Raw genomic sequence first — 15,603 nt, 5'->3', positions numbered from 1 at the left:
GGGCATGTCTCCCAATCCCCATTTCGGGATTAGGAGACACGCCCCAGCGAACGGACGACGAGAAACGAGGCCGGCCCGCGGAGCGATCCGCGGGCCGGCCTCGTCCGTGTCCGGCGGCCTTGCACCTGACGTGGCGTGAGGTCCTAGCGTGGTGGCATGAGCGCAGACGGCGACGACGAGATGCTGACGGAACAGGACGTGATCGAGGCGGCGGCGGCGCTGCCCGGCGTGACGGTGGTGACCGCCGACGAGGCGAGCGGTGCGCCCGAGGTCGCATGGGGTGACTCCTTCGCCCACCTCGACCCGGACCGAAAATTCCCGTTCGCGACGATCGTCACGCAGGACGTGCCCGGCTGGGACACCTACTCGGCGCTGGATCGTGACGGGGCGTTTCGGGTCAACTTCGGCGTCGGCCGGGTCGGGTTCGAGGAGCTGCTCGGGTACCCGCCCGCCGCGCACGCCGAGCACGCGGACGGGATCGACTTCACCGTCGGGGACCGGTTGCTGCCGCACCCGGCATACGCCGCACAGTCCTGGGTGTCGATCGTGTGTCCGACTCGGGCGAGCCTCCCGCTGCTACGGGACCTGCTTGGCCTGGCCCACGCGCACGCCGCGCGCCGCCCCCGCAGCGGATGACGGTGGGCGATGATCGCTGCATGGACGACGGGTACACGGTCGGGGAACTCGCGAGGCTGTCCGGGGTCTCGGTGCGGACCCTCCACCACTACGACGCCGTCGGGCTGCTGACGCCGCACGCGCGCAGCGCCGCCAACCACCGGCGGTACACCGACGCCGACGTCGCGCGGCTGCGACAGATCCTGTTCTACCGAGAGCTCGAGTTCGGCCTCGACGAGATCGCCGGGATCCTGGCCGATCCCGAGGTGCGGCCGGACGCCCACCTCCGTCGGCAGCACCGGCTACTGCGTGAGCGCCGGGCTCGCATCGACGGACTGCTCGACGCCGTCGAACACGAGTTGCGAGTCCGCGGGGCCGGCATCGCGCTGACCGCCGCCGAGCAGCTCGAAATCTTCGGCACCGACCGCTTCGGCGCCGCGCTCGCGGAGGTCGAGGAGCAGTGGGGCGTCGACGGCCACACCGCGGCCTACACGAAGGACGACTGGGCGGTGATCAAGTCGGAAGCCGACGCCGACATCGCGGCCTTCGCGGCGGCGTTGGCGGCGGGGGAGCCCGCGGACGGCGAGGCCGCGATGCGGGCCGCCGAGGATCATCGGACGCATCTGGCGCACTGGTTCTTCCCGTGCAGCCACCGGCAGCATCGAAAGGTGGCCGCGCACTACGTGTCCGACCCGGTGACCGTCGCGCAGTGGGATGAGGTCGCACCGGGGTTCGCGCGGTACGTGCACGATGCGATCGTGGCGAACGCGGACCGAGCCGGTTCGTGACGGCGAGCTCAGGTCGAGCGGGAGTCCTTCTCGGCGACGAGCAGGTACGCGGCCATCAGGCGCTTCAGCTCGTCGACCGCGTCGGCGTGGCTCTGCCCGTCCTGGACCGAGAAGTTGAGCATCGAGTACACGACGTGGACGAGGACCTCGGCCATCATCGTGCGGCGGTCGCGTTCGGTGCGCGGGGTGAGGGGGGCGAGCATCCGGGAGATCTGCTCGGCGAGCTGGCGCTCCTGGATCTTGCCGGTGGCCCGCGTCGACGGGGTGGACTGCATCGCCAGCCACACCTCGCGCCGCGACGGGTCCGAGGTCCACAGCTTCGCCAGGTGATCGACGAAGTTGTTCAGGAAGCGCAGCCAGTCGAGTGAGGGCACCTCGCCGTTGAACTGCTCGAGTTCGTCGCGTACCGAGGTGAAGTCCTGCCGGTTCAGTTCGCACACGATCACGTACTTGTTGGCGAAGAACTGGTAGAGCGTGCCGATCGGGACGTCGGCCCTGGACGCGACCTCCTCGCAGGTGAACGACTCGAAGCCGACATCGGTGAGCAGCTCCCGGGAGGAGGCGAGCAGCGCGTCGAACTTGCGCCTGCTGCGCTCCTGGGTCGGCCGCTTGCGGGGGAGCAGTTCCTGCGGAGCGTCGGGGACCGAAAGCGCGGCCGGGTCGGCGCCCGCCGACAGCGCAGCCGGGTCGGCGCCCGCCTCCAGGGCCGGGTCCGCGCGGCGCGAGGTTGGGCGGCTGGTGATGGACTCCACCATCCCAGGTTATCCGTCTTTGTCGCCGGATCCGATGAACCCCGGAATTCTGGTGTTTCTCGCGGTACCGGGTAACTCTCGGAGCTATTGCGTGACCCGGTTCCGGTACAGGACGTTGGCCCAGACGAACCCGACCGCCGCGATCGCCGCGCACCAGCCCACCGCGAGCCAGGCACTCGAACCGATCGGGGTGCCCATCAGCAGACCGCGGACGGTCTCGATGATCGGGGTGATCGGCTGGTTCTCGGCGAACCATCGCAACCAGGACGGCATCGTCTCGGCCGGCACGAAGGCGCTGCTGACGTACGGCAGGAACATGATGACGAAGGTGAACCCGCCCGCCGCCTCCGGGTTCTTCGCGAGCAGACCCAGCGCCGTCGACAGGTACGACAGGGCGAAGACGAAGGCGGCGATCACCCCGATCACCCCGAGCCATTTCACCGGGTCGGCGGTCGGGCGGAATCCCATCAGCAGCGCGACCGCGATGACGATCGCCCCCGTGAGCAGGTTGCGGACGACGCTGGCGAGCACGTGCCCGGTCAGGAACGAGGACTGTGCGATCGGCAGCGTGCGGAACCTGTCGATGATGCCCTCGGTCATGTCGGAGGAGACCCCGACCGCGGTGGTCGAGGCGCCGAACGCCGCGCACAGCAGGATGATTCCGGGGACCACGTAGTTGATGTACGCGGTGCCGGTCTCGATCGCGCCGCCGAAGACGTACACGAAGAGCAGCATCAGCATGATCGGCAACGCGACCGCCATGATCATCGAGTCAGGGCTGCGCAGAAGGTGTTTGAGGCTGCGGCGCAGCATCGCAAGCGAATCGGCTGTGAGGGCGGGGCGGGGCATCGTCGGTGTGCTCATCGGACTGCTGCTTTCGTGGTCGGGGCGGCGTCGCGGGGCGAGCCGGTGAGGGCGAAGAAGACGTCGTCGAGATCGGGCGTGTGCAGGGCGAACCTCTCCACCGAGATGTCGTCGTCGATGCGGTCGAGCAGGGCCTTGAGGGATCCGACGCTGCCGTCGGTCGGCACCTCGACGGTCAGCGTGGCCGGGTGCGCGACGGCGCCGGGCAACGCGTTCGCGGCCCGGTCCAGCTGGGCGGGATCGGCCAACTGCAACTCCATGTGGCCGCCGTGCACCAGTCGCTTGAGCTCGTCGGCGGTGCCCTCGGCCACGATCCGGCCCCCGTCGATCACGGCGATCCGGTCGGCCAGCTCGTCCGCCTCGTCGAGGTACTGGGTGGTCAGGAAGATGGTCACGCCGTCCCGGACGAGTTCGCGGATGACGGTCCACATGTCGCGGCGGCTGCGCGGATCGAGTCCGGTCGTCGGCTCGTCGAGGAACACCACCTTCGGGTGCGCCACCAGGCTCATGGCCAGGTCGAGGCGTCGCCGCATGCCGCCCGAGTAGGTCTCGGCCCTACGGCCCGCCGCGTCGACGAGGTCGAAGCGGTCCAACAGTTCGTCTGTGCGAGGCCGTGATTCGCGCTTGCTGAGGTGGTTGAGCTCCGCCATCAGCATGAGGTTCTCGCGGCCGGTGAGCAGCTTGTCGACCGCGGCGTACTGCCCGGTGACGCTGATGCTGCGTCGCACCGCCTGGGCCGACCCGGGCAGGTCGTGGCCGGCAACGGCGACCGCGCCGGAGTCGAAGGGCAGCAGGGTCGACAGGATTCGGACGATGGTCGTCTTTCCCGCGCCGTTCGCGCCGAGCAGTGCGAACACCCCGCCCTCGGGGACGAACAGGTCGAGTCCGTCGAGGACGGTGTGGTCGCCGTAGGACTTGGTGAGTCCGGTGACGGAGATCGCGCCGGGGGAGTCGGGTCTGGTCATGGGGAGCCCTCTCGTAAAACAGTGTATGCCATATACGATGGTGTAGACCATACACAGTTTTAGGATGGGCGCAAGAGTCCGAGAACAGGAGCACAGCGCGGATGGAGACCAGTGGCGGCCAGGAGCTTCCGCGGAAGATCAAGCTCGCGTGGGGGCTGGCCGAGCCGGGGAGCCGGGGGCCGCGCCGCGGACTGAGCCTCGAGCAGATACTCGACGCGGCAATCGAACTCGCGGACAGCGAGGGGGTGGCCGCGCTGTCCATGAGCCGGGTCGCCAAGGCGCTCGGGTTCACCACCATGTCGCTGTATCGCTACGTCGAGAGCAAGGACGAGCTGATCGAGCTGATCTCGGATCGGGCCCTCGGTGCGCCCCCCGAATTCGCCCAGGGGCTGGCGTGGCGGGAAGGACTGCAGCAGTGGGCGATCGCCGAGCGTGAGGGCGTGCTGCGGCACAGTTGGTGGCTACAGCTGCCGATCGTCGCCCCGCCAACGGGCCCGAACAACATGCGCTGGCTCGACGCGGGATTGGCGCGCCTGAGCGAGACCCCGTTGTCGGAGGCGCTCAAGGTGAAGGTGGTGCTGAACACCTCGCTCTACGTCATCGGACGGGCCCGGTTCTCCACCGACATCGCCGCCGCGGCCGCCGCCGAGGACGGCGAGTACGCCTCGCTCCTGCCCGCGCTGCTCGACCCGGACGGGTTTCCGCACCTGCTCAGGGCGGTGTCGGGGGGTGCCTTCGAGGAGGATCCCCGTGGCGTGGACGTCCAGTGGGCCGATGCGGATTTCCGGTTCGCCCTCAGTCTGCTGCTGGACGGGATCGAGCGGTTGATCGACGCGCACAGCTGAGTTCCGGGAGGAGCGGTCCCCGGTGCGGGCGCCGCGCCCTCTCATCCGAATCGGGTGAATTTCGGCGGGTGATGCGGCCTATCCGCTGCACATCCGTTGCGCGGGGGGAATAGTGCTAGGCGAAGCCTGAGGTCGCCTCGGTGACCCGGTCCGACGTCGATTGGTGGGAACCGATGAGCGTTGACACAGTGGGGCCAGCAGACAGCGCCTCGGCGCCGAAGCGAATCAGTGTCGCACCCCGGCAGCAATACATCACCTGGATCGCGCTGGCGATGATGACGACTAGTTCGGTCGCCAGCCTGCGATCCGCGCCGTCGATGGCGGTATACGGGCTCGCCTGCGTGTTCCTCTACATCGTCCCGGCGATCGTGTTCCTGCTGCCGACCTCGCTGGTCGCCGCGGAACTCGCGTCGGGCTGGGCAGGTGGGGTGTACCGCTGGGTGGGCGAGGGCATCTCCGACAAGGCGGGCTTCCTCGCCGTCTGGTGTCAGTTCGCGATGACGATCTTCTACTATCCGACGCTGTTGGCCTACGTGGCGAGCACCTTCGCCTACGTGATCAATCCGTCGCTGGCGTCGAACGGGCTCTATACCGCCATCATCATCGTCACGCTGTTCTGGACCGGTGTCTTCGTCTCCTCGCGGGGGATGAAGGCGGTGGCCGGACTGTCCAGTGCCGGACTGGTTCTCGGCACGTTGATCCCGGGTGTGCTGCTGATCATCATGGGCGTGGTGTTCCTCGGGCAGGGCAACGCCTCCGCGGCGCCGATGGAGTTCAGCGCGTTGCTGCCCGCGTGGACCGGCATCGCGAGCCTGGTGCTCATCGTCAACAACTTCCTCTCGTACTCGGGGATGGAGATGAACGCCGTCCACGTCTCCAGCCTGCGCAAACCGGCCAGCGAGTTCCCGCGGGCGATGTTCGTGGCGATGGGTCTGGTGCTGGCGATCTTCATCCTGCCCGCCATCGCGATCAGTTGGGTGGTGCCTGCCGAGAAGCTCTCGCTCACCGCAGGCGTCATGCAGGCCTTCGACACCTTCTTCGCGCACTTCGGATTCGGCTGGGCCACACCGGTGCTGGCCCTCATGCTGATCGCGGCCTCGCTGGGCGGCATGCTCACCTGGCTGGCCGGTCCGTCCAAGGGCCTGTTGATGATCGGCAGGCAGGACGGCTTCCTCCCGCCGATCCTGCAGCGGCTCAACAAACACGGCATCCAGCAGAACATCCTCGTCGCCCAGGGCGTGGTGACGACGATGATCGCGTTGCTGTACGCGTTCATCCCCGAGGTCTCCAGCGCCTACTGGATCCTGTCCGTGATCACCACGCAGGTCTATCTCGTGGTGTACGTGCTGATGTTCATCGCGGCGATGCGGCTGCGCAAGAACCGGCCGGATCAGCCGCGCGGCTACCGCGCGCCCGCGCTGTTCCTGCTGTGCTGGGTCGGCATCGCGTCGAGCCTCGCGGCGTTCTGCATCGGCTTCGTGCCGCCGTCTCAGTTCGGCAGCGGCGGCGTCCTGGTGTACATCCTCATCGTCGGCGGCGGGTTCGGGATCGTCGGGCTCGGGGTCCCGTTCCTGATCCTGGCGATGCGCAAACCGTCGTGGAAACAGGAAGTCTCGGCCGACCCGTTGAAGGAGGCGTGATGAGCGGTGGGGTCAGCGTCGCCGCCGTCGATGACATGTACGAGCGGCCGGAGAACACGCACTGGATCCTCTACCTGGCGGCGTTCGCGCTGTTCGTCGGTCTGACGGTCTGGGGTCTGGTCACCTTCGCCGACAACCATCGCTCCGCCGACGCCGACGCAAAGGCCACCGAGCTCGCGCAGCGGTTCCAGGCGGCCGGGCTGGGGACGCTCGACGTCGAGGCGACCGCACGCGTACTCGGAACAGGCGGCGGCGCGGCGTGCATCGACCCGGGCGACGCGCTCAAGGCCGGTGTCCTCAACCAGCAACTCGTCAACGGTGCAGCAGGGCCGGGTCAGCGCCCCATTCTCGCGACCCGCGACATGGTCGCGGGGGAGCGGCTCGTGATCGCGGTGTATTGCCCGCAGCAGTCGGCGGAGTTCGAGAAGTACCTGAACGATCTGAAACTGGTCGACGGTCGATAGCGTCGGCCGAAGGTGAGAACCCAGGAGGTGGCAATGTCGGACGAGATTCGCGCCAAGGTAAGGGATTTGATGCCAACCGCACGCGAGGAGCTTGCGACGCTTGTTGGCTTCAAGTCGGTGGCCGATCCGCGTCAGTTCCCGCCGGAGGGGTGCAAGGACACGGCGGAATGGGTGCGAGAGGCGTTCGTCGCGGCCGGGATCGGCAAGGTCGACCTGATCGAGACCCCGGATGGCTCGCACGCTGTCGTCGGTCACCAGCCGGGGCCCGAGGGCGCCCCGACGGTCCTGCTGTACTGCCACTACGACGTTCAGCCGCCGGGCAACGAGACGCTGTGGCACACGCCGCCGTTCGAGCTCACCGAACGTGACGGCCGCTGGTACGGACGCGGCGCGGCGGACTGCAAGGGCAACATCGTCATGCACCTGCTCGCGTTGCGGGCACTGGGCACTCCGTTTCCGGTCGGAATCCGGGTGGTGGCCGAGGGGTCCGAGGAGATGGGCACCGGCGGCCTCGAGGCCCTCGTGCAGCAGCGCCCGGACCTCTTCGCGGCGGACATGATCCTGGTGGTGGACACCGGCAACGCCGAGGTCGGGGAGCCGACCGCGACGATCACCCTGCGCGGGGTGGCGAATGTCGTCGTCCACGTGGAGACGATGGCGGGAGAGGTGCACTCCGGGATGTTCGGCGGTCCTGCACCCGACGCCCTCGCCGCGCTGGTGCAGATGCTCGCCACGCTCCGCGACGCCGACGGCAACACGGTGGTCGCCGGGCTCGACTCGGATCAGACGTGGGACGGCGCCGAGTATGCCGAGGCGCAGTTCCGCACCGACGCGGGGGTGCTCGACGGCGTGGGACTGGCCGGTTCCGGCTCGGTCGCGGATTCGGTGTGGGCCAGGCCCGCGCTGACGATCCTCGGGATGGACTGCCCGCCGGTGGTCGGATCGGCCGCCGCGATCCAACCGAAGGCGTCGGCGCGGCTGAACCTGCGGGTGCCGCCGGGGATGGACCCGCAGAAGGCGCAGGACGCGCTCACCGCGCACATGGAGGCCGCCGCGCCGTGGGGGGCGCGGGTGACCGTCGAGCCGGAGCAGATCGGGTCGCCGTTCCGCGCCAGCACCGACGGCCCCGGCTACGCGGCCCTCGCCGACGCCATGGCGGAGGCGTTCGGGAAGCCGCTCGGCACGGTCGGGCAGGGCGGCTCGATCCCGCTCTGCAACGTCTTCGCGCACATGGTCCCCGGTGCGGAGATCGTGATGCTCGGGGTCGAGGAGCCGCGCTGCCTCATCCACGCACCGAACGAGAGCGTCGACCCGTCCGAGATCGAGAACCTCGCGGTGGCGGAGGCACTGTTCCTCGGCCGGTTCGGCGCAGCCCGCTGACCTAACCCGGGGTGGCGTCAGACGGACAGGTCGCGGCGGAGCTTGGCGACGTGCCCGGTGGCGCGGACGTTGTACTGGGCCACCTCGATCTTGCCCTGCTCGTCGACCAGGAACGTGGAGCGGATCACGCCCTGCACCGTCTTGCCGTACATGGTCTTCTCACCGAACGCGCCCCAGGCCTTGAGCGTCTCCCGCTCCGGATCCGACAGCAACGGGAAGGTGAGCTCCTCGTTGTCGCGGAACTTGACCAGCTTCGCGGGCTTGTCGGGGGAGATGCCCACGACATCGAGTCCGGCGCCGTTCAGTTCGGCCAGGTTGTCGCGGAAGTCGCAGGCCTGCTTGGTGCAGCCGGGGGTGGAGGCGGCGGGGTAGAAGTACACGATCACCTTGCGCCCGCGGTAGTCGGAGAGGGACACCTCCTTGCCGTCGGCGTCGGGAAGGGTGAAGCCGGGCGCGGTGTCCCCGGCGGCGAGTCTGATGTTCTCGGTCACGACGGTCACGTTACTTGTCCGCCCGGCCCGGACGCCCGACGTCGGCGGTTCCTCCCTGCCCCCGCGCGCGTCGCACCGGTACGGTCATGACAAGCAAGGTCGACGATGAGAGAAAGTGGGATCCACGTGCCCAGGGACACCGAGAGCATCGAGCGCGACATCGAGCAGGCGCGCAACCAGCTCGCCAGCACGCTCGACGAACTGAGCGTCCGCACCAACCCGAAGCGACTGGTCGAGAACGCCAAGGCGGGCCTCGTCGCCAAGGTCAACGAGCCGCCGGTCAAGTTCGCCCTGATCGGTGCGGGCGCCTTGGTCGCGGTACTGGTGCTGCGCAAGATCTTCCGCTGATCGACGCGGTGTCCACCCGACCCCACACCTTCGAGCGGACCTCGGTCGTCGAGGCGCCGCGAGAGGCCGTCTGGGCGCGGATCGTCACTCCGCAGGGCATCAACGACGAGATGATGCCGCTGCTGCGGATGGCGATGCCACGAGGCGCGCGGGGGCTGACGGTGGACACCGTAGAGGTCGGCCGCAAGGTCGGACGATGCCGGCTGTACCTGTTCGGCATCGTCCCGTTCGACTATGACGACCTGATGCTCGCCGAGCTGGAGCCGGGTCGCCGGTTCCTGGAGCGCTCGACGATGGCCTCGATGAGTACGTGGGAACACGAGCGGACATTGACCGCCCTGGGCGCAGCGCGGACCCGCGTGCACGACCGGGTGTGTTTCGCGCCGCGTCGGCCCATTGCCGTCGTCCCCGGGCTGCCCGGCCTGCTGGAGCGGGCCATCGGGCGGTTCTTCGCGCACAGGCACCGAAGGCTGCAGCGGCACTTCGAGGGGTAGGCGCGGTCCCGGTGGGTCGAACCCCGGCATGTCCGGGTGCGGATCCGAGTCGTGCTCAATGTGGTGGACGGTCGTCGCCGAGCGGTGGGCGAAGGTGGGTGAAGCGTCCGGCCAGTTCGTCGACCCACGCCAGCCGGGCGGTGAGCAACCGACGGTCGGCGGGCCCCGACCGGTCTCGTGTCCGTATCAGCAGCACCCGGAGTCGGTCGACGGTCATCGGCGAGGTCGCGGCAGCTGCGATGACGTCGTCGAGGCCGGTTCGAACGAAGGCGTCGAACCCGGGCAGCGGGATGACGACTCGCAGTTCGCCGTCGCTGTCGACGACGCTCAGCGGTGCTGTGTCTGCGGCGGCCCGGTCGAGCAGGTCCGCAGCAGTGCGAGCATCACCAGCAGCAACAGCATGGCGATGGCGGGCACGATCGCCGACACCTCCGTCTGATTGCCGATTGCGAGGGCGGCCGTGACGGCAAAGACGGCCAGGCCGATCGCGAAAGCGAACGTCCGCCAGACGATTGGGTCGTCCCGGAACAGGGTCAGCCGTGGTGTGAAGTTGGTGGCGGCCCACTGCACCACGAGGAACAGCAGCGAGAAGATCACGGCGATCGCGCCGAGCAACCCCAGGCCGACGGTGACCAGCAGGTCGGTGACCTGACGGGCGGGCACTTCGGGTCCGCGCGTGATGGTCGGCACGACGAGGCCCAGCCCCAGTCCGGCCAGGATCAGCAGTAACTGCGTCAGTCCGGCGCGCAGGCGTCGTCTACGGGGAAGGAAGGCACGACCGACGGGGGCGGGCACGGGTCGCTCCCCGTCACTGACGGGAGATGGCCACCCGCGAGACTTCGGCCGGGTCTATGAGGTGGGAGTGGTCGTCGTCGCCGACGTCGATCTGCACGACGTCGATTCGTCCGTTGAACTTGGTTGCGCCGCTGTAGCCGGCGCTGACAGGCATCCCGTAGTCGTCGCCGATGTCCGTTGTCTCGTCGGCCGAGAAGATCATCGGCTGGGTCTGGTCCACCCGACCGGCGCCGACGTTGCGGCCGTCGTAGTAGAGGGTGACGTCGCCGCCCTTCGCGAGTCCGCCGCCGTCGTAGGCGAACTCGGCGCGGATCTGGTGACTGCCGGCCGGGACGTCCTCGTCTGCCTCGGTAACGAATTCCGTCATGCCGAGCAGGTTGTAGACGAACTTGGCGCGTCCGTCGCTGACGTGGAGGGCCCACCCGCCGAAGCGGCCACCCTGCGCGATGATCACACCGTTGGTGGCGGCCTTCCTCGGTGTCTCGATGGCCGCGGTCACCGTGAACGACCGGTTCTTGATGTCGAGGACGCTGTTCTCGCTGAGACGCTTCATCCCGGGAAACAGCACCTGGGTGTTGCCGGACACCAGTTGCGGACGGCCGGCGATAGTCGCGTTCAGCCGTTCGAACCGGCGGTCGTCGATGGGGAGCACGTTGTACTTCACGGCCTCGATCAACCACAGTCGCTGCAGCGCCGCGAGTTTCTCGGGCATTTCTGCGGCCAGGTCGTGGGCCTGCGTCCAGTCGGTGGCTCCGTCGTAGAGTTCCCACACGTCGTCGTCGAGCGCGGGCAGCACCTCGTTCGGCAGCCACGGGGTGCTGTGCCGGGTGACCGCGCTCCAGCCCTTGTAGTAGATGCCGCGGTTGCCGGCCATCTCGAAGTACTGCAGGTCGTGCCGCTCCGGGGCATCGGCCTCATCGAAGCTGTACACCATGCTGGTGCCCTCGATCGGTGCCTGCTGCACGCCGTTGACGAAGGTGGGCTCGGGCAGCCCCGCCGCCTCGAGCACCGTCGCCGCGACGTCGATGACATGGGTGAACTGGGACCGGGTCTCGCCTCTGCTGCGGATTCCGGCCGGCCAGTGCACAATCGTGCCGTTGCGGGTGCCGCCCCAATGCGAGGCGACCTGCTTGGTCCATTGGAGGGGGGCGCACATGGCCCACGCCCAGCCGACCGAGTAGTGGTTGTACGCCTCCGTGGTGCCGAGTTTGTCCTTCACCTCGGTCATGAACTCCGGTGTCTCGATCGCGGCGAGGCCGTTGAAGTTCGCCATCTCGTTGAACGCCCCGTTGAGCGTGCCCTCGGCGGAGGCCCCGTTGTCACCGATGATGTAGTACACGAGCGTGTTCTCGAGCGCTCCGAGCGCTTCGATCGCGTCGATGACCCGGCCGACGTGATGGTCGGTGTGCTCGAGGAACCCCGCGTACACCTCCATCTGACGTTCCAGCACCAGCTTGAGTGCCTCGTCCATCTCGTCCCAGGCCGGGATCACGTCCGGCCTCGCGGTGAGTTCGGCGTCGGCGGGCACCAATCCGCGCTGCTTCTGCTGCTCGAAGGTGCTCTCGCGCTGCGTGTCCCACCCGTCGGCGAACCGGCCGGCGTACTTGTCCGCCCACTCCTGCGGCACGTGGTGCGGGGCGTGGGTGGCGCCGGGTGCGAAGTAGACGAAGAACGGCTTGTCCGGCGCGAGCGACTTCTGGGTGCGCACCCAGTCGATGGCGCGGTTGGCCAGGTCTTCGGTGAGGTGGTAGCCCTCCTCAGGCGTCTTGTCCGCCTCGACCGGCGTGACGCCTTCGTAGAGCGCCGGGTAGTACTGGTTGTTCTCACCGCCGATGAACCCGTAGAAGTGCTCGAACCCGCCACCCCCGGTGGGCCAGGCATCGAACGGGCCGACCGGCGACGTCTGCCACGGCGGCACCTCGTGGCACTTGCCGAACTGAGCCGTCGAGTAGCCGTTGAGTTTCAACGTCATGGGCAGTGCGGCCTTGGTGTTCGGGCGCAGCCCAGACGAGCCGGGCGCCGACGTCGCGGTCTCGGTGATCATGCCCATCCCCACCGAGTGATGGTTGCGACCGCTGAGCAGTGCGGCTCGGGTCGGCGCGCACAGCGCGGTGGTGTGGAAGCGGTTGTAGGTGAGCCCGCCGCGCTGCAGTCGTTCCGCGGTCGGTGTGTCTGCCGGCCCGCCGAAGGCACTGCTGGCCCCGTACCCGACGTCGTCGAGCAGGACCACGAGCACATTCGGTGCGCCCGCCGGTGGCAGCAGCGGCTCGATCGGCGGAAAGGTCGTGTCCGGATCTTTCGCGTCGTAGGTGAGCAAACCGACATGCGGCCGGTCCGGTATCGGTAGTACCTCGCGACGATCGCCCATCCGATCCACCATGGCTGCTCACATTCCGTTGTCATGCATCGGAACGCCCGACGGCGCCTGTAGAAGGGCCAGATTAGTCGGCGGTTGTACACCAGAGGGGCGAATCGGCCCTCGTGCAGTCGTTTCGGCAAACCACGAAAGCCCCCCTGATCGTGAAGATCAGGGGGGCTTTTCGGGTGCGCCCACAGGGACTCGAACCCCGGACCCAGTGATTAAGAGTCACTTGCTCTACCAACTGAGCTATAGGCGCATTCTCGCTCGCTCGGGACTCGCGCCCCGCTCTCTGCGACGTGGAGAACATTAGACGAGCGATCCGAGCGAATGCAAATCAGCAGGTCGCCGGCCGTCCGGGGGCTGGTCGGGACCCCTACCGGGGTAACGCTGGTGGCCTCGACGGCGATTGGAATGTGAACGTTATGAGTTCGGCCGGGAGGCTGTTGGATCGCTCGGTGCCGTGCCTGGCATCATGGCAGTTCACAGCTCTGCACGTCCGGTGTGCGCCCTGCGGCGGCCGGCTGTCGATGGTGTGTTTTTGGCTTCGAGTACACGAGGGTGGGGTTCAGGTGGCGACCATACGGGGAACGCTGGGCGCGGTGGCGGTTGCGGCGGCGACGATACTCCTGGCGGCCGGATGCGCGGTGCCGTTCGGGGAGAATGCTGAGGCTGCGCCCGCGCAGTCGGCCATCGACCTCAACCCGGTGTTCGAGTTGATCAAGCCGAAGGTGACGTCCGTCGTCGCGGACGGCGCGGTCGGGCACTCGCCCGGAGACCCGATCGCGGTCCGGGTCGCGGACGGCAAGCTGTCCAGCGTCACGCTGCTCGACCAGTCCGGCGAGCCGGTGGCAGGCGCCATCGCCCCCGACGGGCAGTCCTGGGTGAACACGCAGCCGCTCGAATACAACGGCGAATACCGACTGCAGGCCGACGCTTTCGGTCTCGGCGGCGCGAGCACGACGGTGTCGAGCTTCACAACGAGTTCGCCGGGCAACCTCACCAAGCCGTACGTGATGCCCGGCGACGGGGACGTCGTCGGAATCGGCCAGCCCGTCGCGGTGCAGTTCGACGAGTCGATCCCGGACCGCAAGGCCGCGCAGGATGCCATCACCGTCGTCACCAACCCGCCGGTGCCGGGCGCCTTCTACTGGGTCAACGACCGCGAGGTGCGCTGGCGTCCCGAGAACTACTGGGCCCCCGGCACCGCGGTGACCGTGGACGTCAACGTCTTCGGCCGCAACCTCGGCGGCGCCCTGTTCGGCCAGGCGAACGAGCACCGTGAGTTCCGGATAGGGGACTCGATGATCGCGATCGCCGACGACAACACCAAGCAGGTCACCTTCGAGCGCAACGGCGTGGTGGTCATGACGATGCCGACCTCGATGGGTAAGGACAGCTCGCCCACCGACAATGGCGTCTACATCATCGGGGACCGCTTCTCACACCTGGTGATGGACTCGTCCACCTATGGCGTCCCGGTGAACTCGCCCCAGGGCTACAAGACTCCCGTGGACTTCGCGACCCGGATGTCGTACAGCGGCATCTTCTTCCACTCGGCACCGTGGTCGGTGGGGGATCAGGGTTACAACAACGTCAGTCACGGTTGCCTGAACCTGAGTCCGGCCAACGCGAAGTGGGTCTTCGACAACACCAAGCGCGGCGACCTGGTGCTCGTGAAGAACACTGTCGGTGGCACGCTGTCCGGCACCGACGGCCTCGGTGACTGGAACATCCCGTGGTCGACGTGGAAGGCCGGCAACGTCAACGCCTGACAAGCCAACCGCAGCGGACCCCGCACCCACCTCAGGGTGCGGGGTCCGCTGCGTTGTATGGCCGGTGCGACCTCTCCGTCGACCTCCCCAATGTCACACCGGTTCGCCTGGGCTGAATCAATGTGACATCGGGGAGGTCCGGGGGGCGTGCCGGAAACGAAGAACGCCCCCCGACCGGAGTCGGGGGGCGTTCTCTACGGGTGACTGACGGGACTCGAACCCGCGACAGCCAGGATCACAACCTGGTGCTCTACCAACTGAACTACAGTCACCATTGCCGTCACGGCTTCGCCCTCTCGGGCTGTTCGCATCGGCGTGGACGATATTAGCCTGACTCATCGCCGGAACGCCAATCGATATCTATTCGGCGACCAGATCCGTGACAACCGCGGCGATGTCGCCGGTAGAGGGCCCGGGATCCGCGACGAACGCGGTCCGGCGGTAGTACTTGAGTTCGCAGATGGATTCCTGGATGTCCGCAAGGGCCCGGTGCGCGAGCCCCTTCTCCGGCTGGCCGAAGTAGATCCGGGGGTACCACCGGCGGCACAGTTCCTTGATCGAGCTGACGTCGATCATCCGGTAGTGCAGGTACTCGTCGAGCGCGGGCATGTCCCTGGACAGGAATCCGCGGTCGGTGGCGATCGAGTTGCCCGCCAGGGGGGCGGTGCCCGCGGCGGGGATGTGCTGGCGGATGTAGGCGAGCACCTGCTGCTCGGCCTCCTCGAGCGTCACCGTGGACCGGCGCACCTCCTCCGTCAGCCCGGAGCGCTCGTGCATCTCCTTGACGACGTCGGGCATGTCGGCCAGCGCGGCGTCGTCGGCATGGATGACGATGTCCACCCCGTCTCCGAGAACATTCAGATCGCTGTCGGTGACCAGCGCGGCCACCTCGATCAGTTTGTCCGTGCCGAGCCGCAGTCCGGTCATTTCGCAATCGATCCACACAAGTTTGTCCTGCACCAGGAACACAGTAGTCAGGCGATGGCCGGGTTAAGGTCATCTGGTCGCCTCGCGGGCCGCGTTCCGGT

17 protein-coding genes and 2 tRNA genes are annotated in these 15,603 nt (G+C 67.9%); 9 read left to right on the top strand and 10 right to left on the bottom strand.

Annotated features, from left to right (window positions below; translation table 11 throughout):
• Positions 1 to 156: 156 nt before the first annotated feature.
• Both ACFXMV_RS12320 and ACFXMV_RS12315 read left to right on the top strand, forming a co-directional pair.
• Positions 157 to 636, top strand: a complete 480-nt coding sequence (locus tag ACFXMV_RS12320; protein WP_378499057.1) for a DUF6194 family protein — start codon at positions 157 to 159, stop codon at positions 634 to 636.
• A 20-nt stretch (positions 637 to 656) separates the two neighbouring features.
• Positions 657 to 1,403: a MerR family transcriptional regulator gene (locus ACFXMV_RS12315; RefSeq protein WP_378499058.1), complete on the top strand. Its 747-nt coding sequence runs from the start codon at positions 657 to 659 to the stop codon at positions 1,401 to 1,403.
• Between the two features lie 8 nt (positions 1,404 to 1,411).
• Here the strand turns inward: ACFXMV_RS12315 and ACFXMV_RS12310 are convergent, their stop codons facing one another.
• From ACFXMV_RS12310 to ACFXMV_RS12300, 3 genes are all read right to left on the bottom strand, one after another.
• Positions 1,412 to 2,155: a TetR/AcrR family transcriptional regulator gene (locus ACFXMV_RS12310; RefSeq protein WP_378499070.1), complete on the bottom strand. Its 744-nt coding sequence runs from the start codon at positions 2,153 to 2,155 to the stop codon at positions 1,412 to 1,414.
• Between the two features lie 84 nt (positions 2,156 to 2,239).
• On the bottom strand, positions 2,240 to 3,019 hold the full coding sequence (locus ACFXMV_RS12305; RefSeq protein WP_378499059.1) for an ABC transporter permease: 780 nt from the start codon (positions 3,017 to 3,019) through the stop codon (positions 2,240 to 2,242).
• On the bottom strand, positions 3,016 to 3,984 hold the full coding sequence (locus ACFXMV_RS12300; protein ID WP_378499060.1) for an ATP-binding cassette domain-containing protein: 969 nt from the start codon (positions 3,982 to 3,984) through the stop codon (positions 3,016 to 3,018). The genes ACFXMV_RS12305 and ACFXMV_RS12300 overlap by 4 nt, the downstream gene beginning before the upstream one ends.
• Positions 3,985 to 4,085: 101 nt before the next feature.
• On the opposite strand from ACFXMV_RS12300, the gene ACFXMV_RS12295 reads away from it, so the two are divergent.
• From ACFXMV_RS12295 to ACFXMV_RS12280, 4 genes are all read left to right on the top strand, one after another.
• On the top strand, positions 4,086 to 4,829 hold the full coding sequence (locus ACFXMV_RS12295) for a TetR/AcrR family transcriptional regulator (RefSeq protein ID WP_378499061.1): 744 nt from the start codon (positions 4,086 to 4,088) through the stop codon (positions 4,827 to 4,829).
• A gap of 173 nt (positions 4,830 to 5,002) precedes the next feature.
• A complete protein-coding gene (locus ACFXMV_RS12290; protein WP_378499062.1) occupies positions 5,003 to 6,469 on the top strand; it encodes an APC family permease in 1,467 nt (488 codons plus the stop codon).
• Positions 6,469 to 6,933, top strand: a complete 465-nt coding sequence (locus ACFXMV_RS12285; protein WP_378499063.1) for a hypothetical protein — start codon at positions 6,469 to 6,471, stop codon at positions 6,931 to 6,933. The genes ACFXMV_RS12290 and ACFXMV_RS12285 overlap by 1 nt, the downstream gene beginning before the upstream one ends.
• Before the next feature lie 33 nt (positions 6,934 to 6,966).
• Entirely contained in the window at positions 6,967 to 8,313 is a 1,347-nt protein-coding gene (locus ACFXMV_RS12280) for a dipeptidase (RefSeq protein WP_378499064.1), read from the top strand.
• A gap of 17 nt (positions 8,314 to 8,330) precedes the next feature.
• On the opposite strand, the gene bcp is transcribed toward ACFXMV_RS12280, so the two are convergent.
• Positions 8,331 to 8,804: a thioredoxin-dependent thiol peroxidase gene (bcp, locus tag ACFXMV_RS12275; RefSeq protein WP_378499065.1), complete on the bottom strand. Its 474-nt coding sequence runs from the start codon at positions 8,802 to 8,804 to the stop codon at positions 8,331 to 8,333.
• A gap of 126 nt (positions 8,805 to 8,930) precedes the next feature.
• Between bcp and ACFXMV_RS12270 the strand changes: the two genes are divergently transcribed.
• Together ACFXMV_RS12270 and ACFXMV_RS12265 are read left to right on the top strand one after the other, a co-directional pair.
• The gene (locus ACFXMV_RS12270) at positions 8,931 to 9,152 is read left to right on the top strand and encodes a DUF3618 domain-containing protein (protein WP_136910318.1); all 222 of its coding nucleotides are present in this window, start codon (positions 8,931 to 8,933) and stop codon (positions 9,150 to 9,152) included.
• Positions 9,153 to 9,160: 8 nt separating this feature from the next.
• Positions 9,161 to 9,646, top strand: coding sequence for a hypothetical protein (locus tag ACFXMV_RS12265; RefSeq protein ID WP_378499066.1), 486 nt, complete (start codon positions 9,161 to 9,163; stop codon positions 9,644 to 9,646).
• Positions 9,647 to 9,701: 55 nt separating this feature from the next.
• Here ACFXMV_RS12265 and ACFXMV_RS12260 read toward each other — a convergent pair whose 3' ends face one another.
• The 4 genes from ACFXMV_RS12260 to ACFXMV_RS12245 form a co-directional block, all read right to left on the bottom strand.
• A complete protein-coding gene (locus ACFXMV_RS12260; RefSeq protein ID WP_378499067.1) occupies positions 9,702 to 9,863 on the bottom strand; it encodes a hypothetical protein in 162 nt (53 codons plus the stop codon).
• Positions 9,864 to 9,973: 110 nt separating this feature from the next.
• Positions 9,974 to 10,441, bottom strand: a complete 468-nt coding sequence (locus tag ACFXMV_RS12255; RefSeq protein WP_378499068.1) for a DUF2254 family protein — start codon at positions 10,439 to 10,441, stop codon at positions 9,974 to 9,976.
• A 13-nt stretch (positions 10,442 to 10,454) separates the two neighbouring features.
• On the bottom strand, positions 10,455 to 12,809 hold the full coding sequence (locus tag ACFXMV_RS12250) for a sulfatase-like hydrolase/transferase (protein WP_378503657.1): 2,355 nt from the start codon (positions 12,807 to 12,809) through the stop codon (positions 10,455 to 10,457).
• Between the two features lie 177 nt (positions 12,810 to 12,986).
• Positions 12,987 to 13,059, bottom strand: a tRNA-Lys gene (locus ACFXMV_RS12245).
• Positions 13,060 to 13,447: 388 nt separating this feature from the next.
• Here ACFXMV_RS12245 and ACFXMV_RS12240 point away from each other — a divergent pair.
• Positions 13,448 to 14,575 carry an Ig-like domain-containing protein gene (locus ACFXMV_RS12240; RefSeq protein ID WP_378499071.1) on the top strand — a complete coding sequence of 376 codons (1,128 nt, stop codon included), beginning with the start codon at positions 13,448 to 13,450 and terminating at the stop codon, positions 14,573 to 14,575.
• 199 nt (positions 14,576 to 14,774) lie between these two features.
• On the opposite strand, the gene ACFXMV_RS12235 is transcribed toward ACFXMV_RS12240, so the two are convergent.
• Positions 14,775 to 14,847, bottom strand: a tRNA-His gene (locus tag ACFXMV_RS12235).
• Positions 14,848 to 14,935: 88 nt separating this feature from the next.
• Positions 14,936 to 15,535 carry an oligoribonuclease gene (gene orn / locus ACFXMV_RS12230; RefSeq protein ID WP_378502073.1) on the bottom strand — a complete coding sequence of 200 codons (600 nt, stop codon included), beginning with the start codon at positions 15,533 to 15,535 and terminating at the stop codon, positions 14,936 to 14,938.
• Positions 15,536 to 15,603 lie beyond the last annotated feature (68 nt).

Source organism: Rhodococcus sp. NPDC059179 (assembly GCF_042754885.1).
Taxonomy (GTDB): Bacteria; Actinomycetota; Actinomycetes; order Mycobacteriales; family Mycobacteriaceae; genus Rhodococcus_G.
This window is presented reverse-complemented; position numbering and strand designations above follow the sequence as displayed.

Excerpts from the sequence above, each read along its gene's own strand:
- ACFXMV_RS12315 (WP_378499058.1), top strand. The coding sequence starts at position 657 with ATGGACGACGGGTACACGGTCGGGGAACTCGCGAGGCTGTCCGGGGTC.
- ACFXMV_RS12290 (WP_378499062.1), top strand. The coding sequence starts at position 5,003 with ATGAGCGTTGACACAGTGGGGCCAGCAGACAGCGCCTCGGCGCCGAAG.
- ACFXMV_RS12300 (WP_378499060.1), bottom strand. The coding sequence starts at position 3,984 with ATGACCAGACCCGACTCCCCCGGCGCGATCTCCGTCACCGGACTCACC.
- ACFXMV_RS12305 (WP_378499059.1), bottom strand. The coding sequence starts at position 3,019 with ATGAGCACACCGACGATGCCCCGCCCCGCCCTCACAGCCGATTCGCTT.
- ACFXMV_RS12280 (WP_378499064.1), top strand. The coding sequence starts at position 6,967 with ATGTCGGACGAGATTCGCGCCAAGGTAAGGGATTTGATGCCAACCGCA.
- ACFXMV_RS12320 (WP_378499057.1), top strand. The coding sequence starts at position 157 with ATGAGCGCAGACGGCGACGACGAGATGCTGACGGAACAGGACGTGATC.
- ACFXMV_RS12285 (WP_378499063.1), top strand. The coding sequence starts at position 6,469 with ATGAGCGGTGGGGTCAGCGTCGCCGCCGTCGATGACATGTACGAGCGG.
- ACFXMV_RS12250 (WP_378503657.1), bottom strand. The coding sequence starts at position 12,809 with ATGGGCGATCGTCGCGAGGTACTACCGATACCGGACCGGCCGCATGTC.
- ACFXMV_RS12260 (WP_378499067.1), bottom strand. The coding sequence starts at position 9,863 with ATGACCGTCGACCGACTCCGGGTGCTGCTGATACGGACACGAGACCGG.
- ACFXMV_RS12295 (WP_378499061.1), top strand. The coding sequence starts at position 4,086 with ATGGAGACCAGTGGCGGCCAGGAGCTTCCGCGGAAGATCAAGCTCGCG.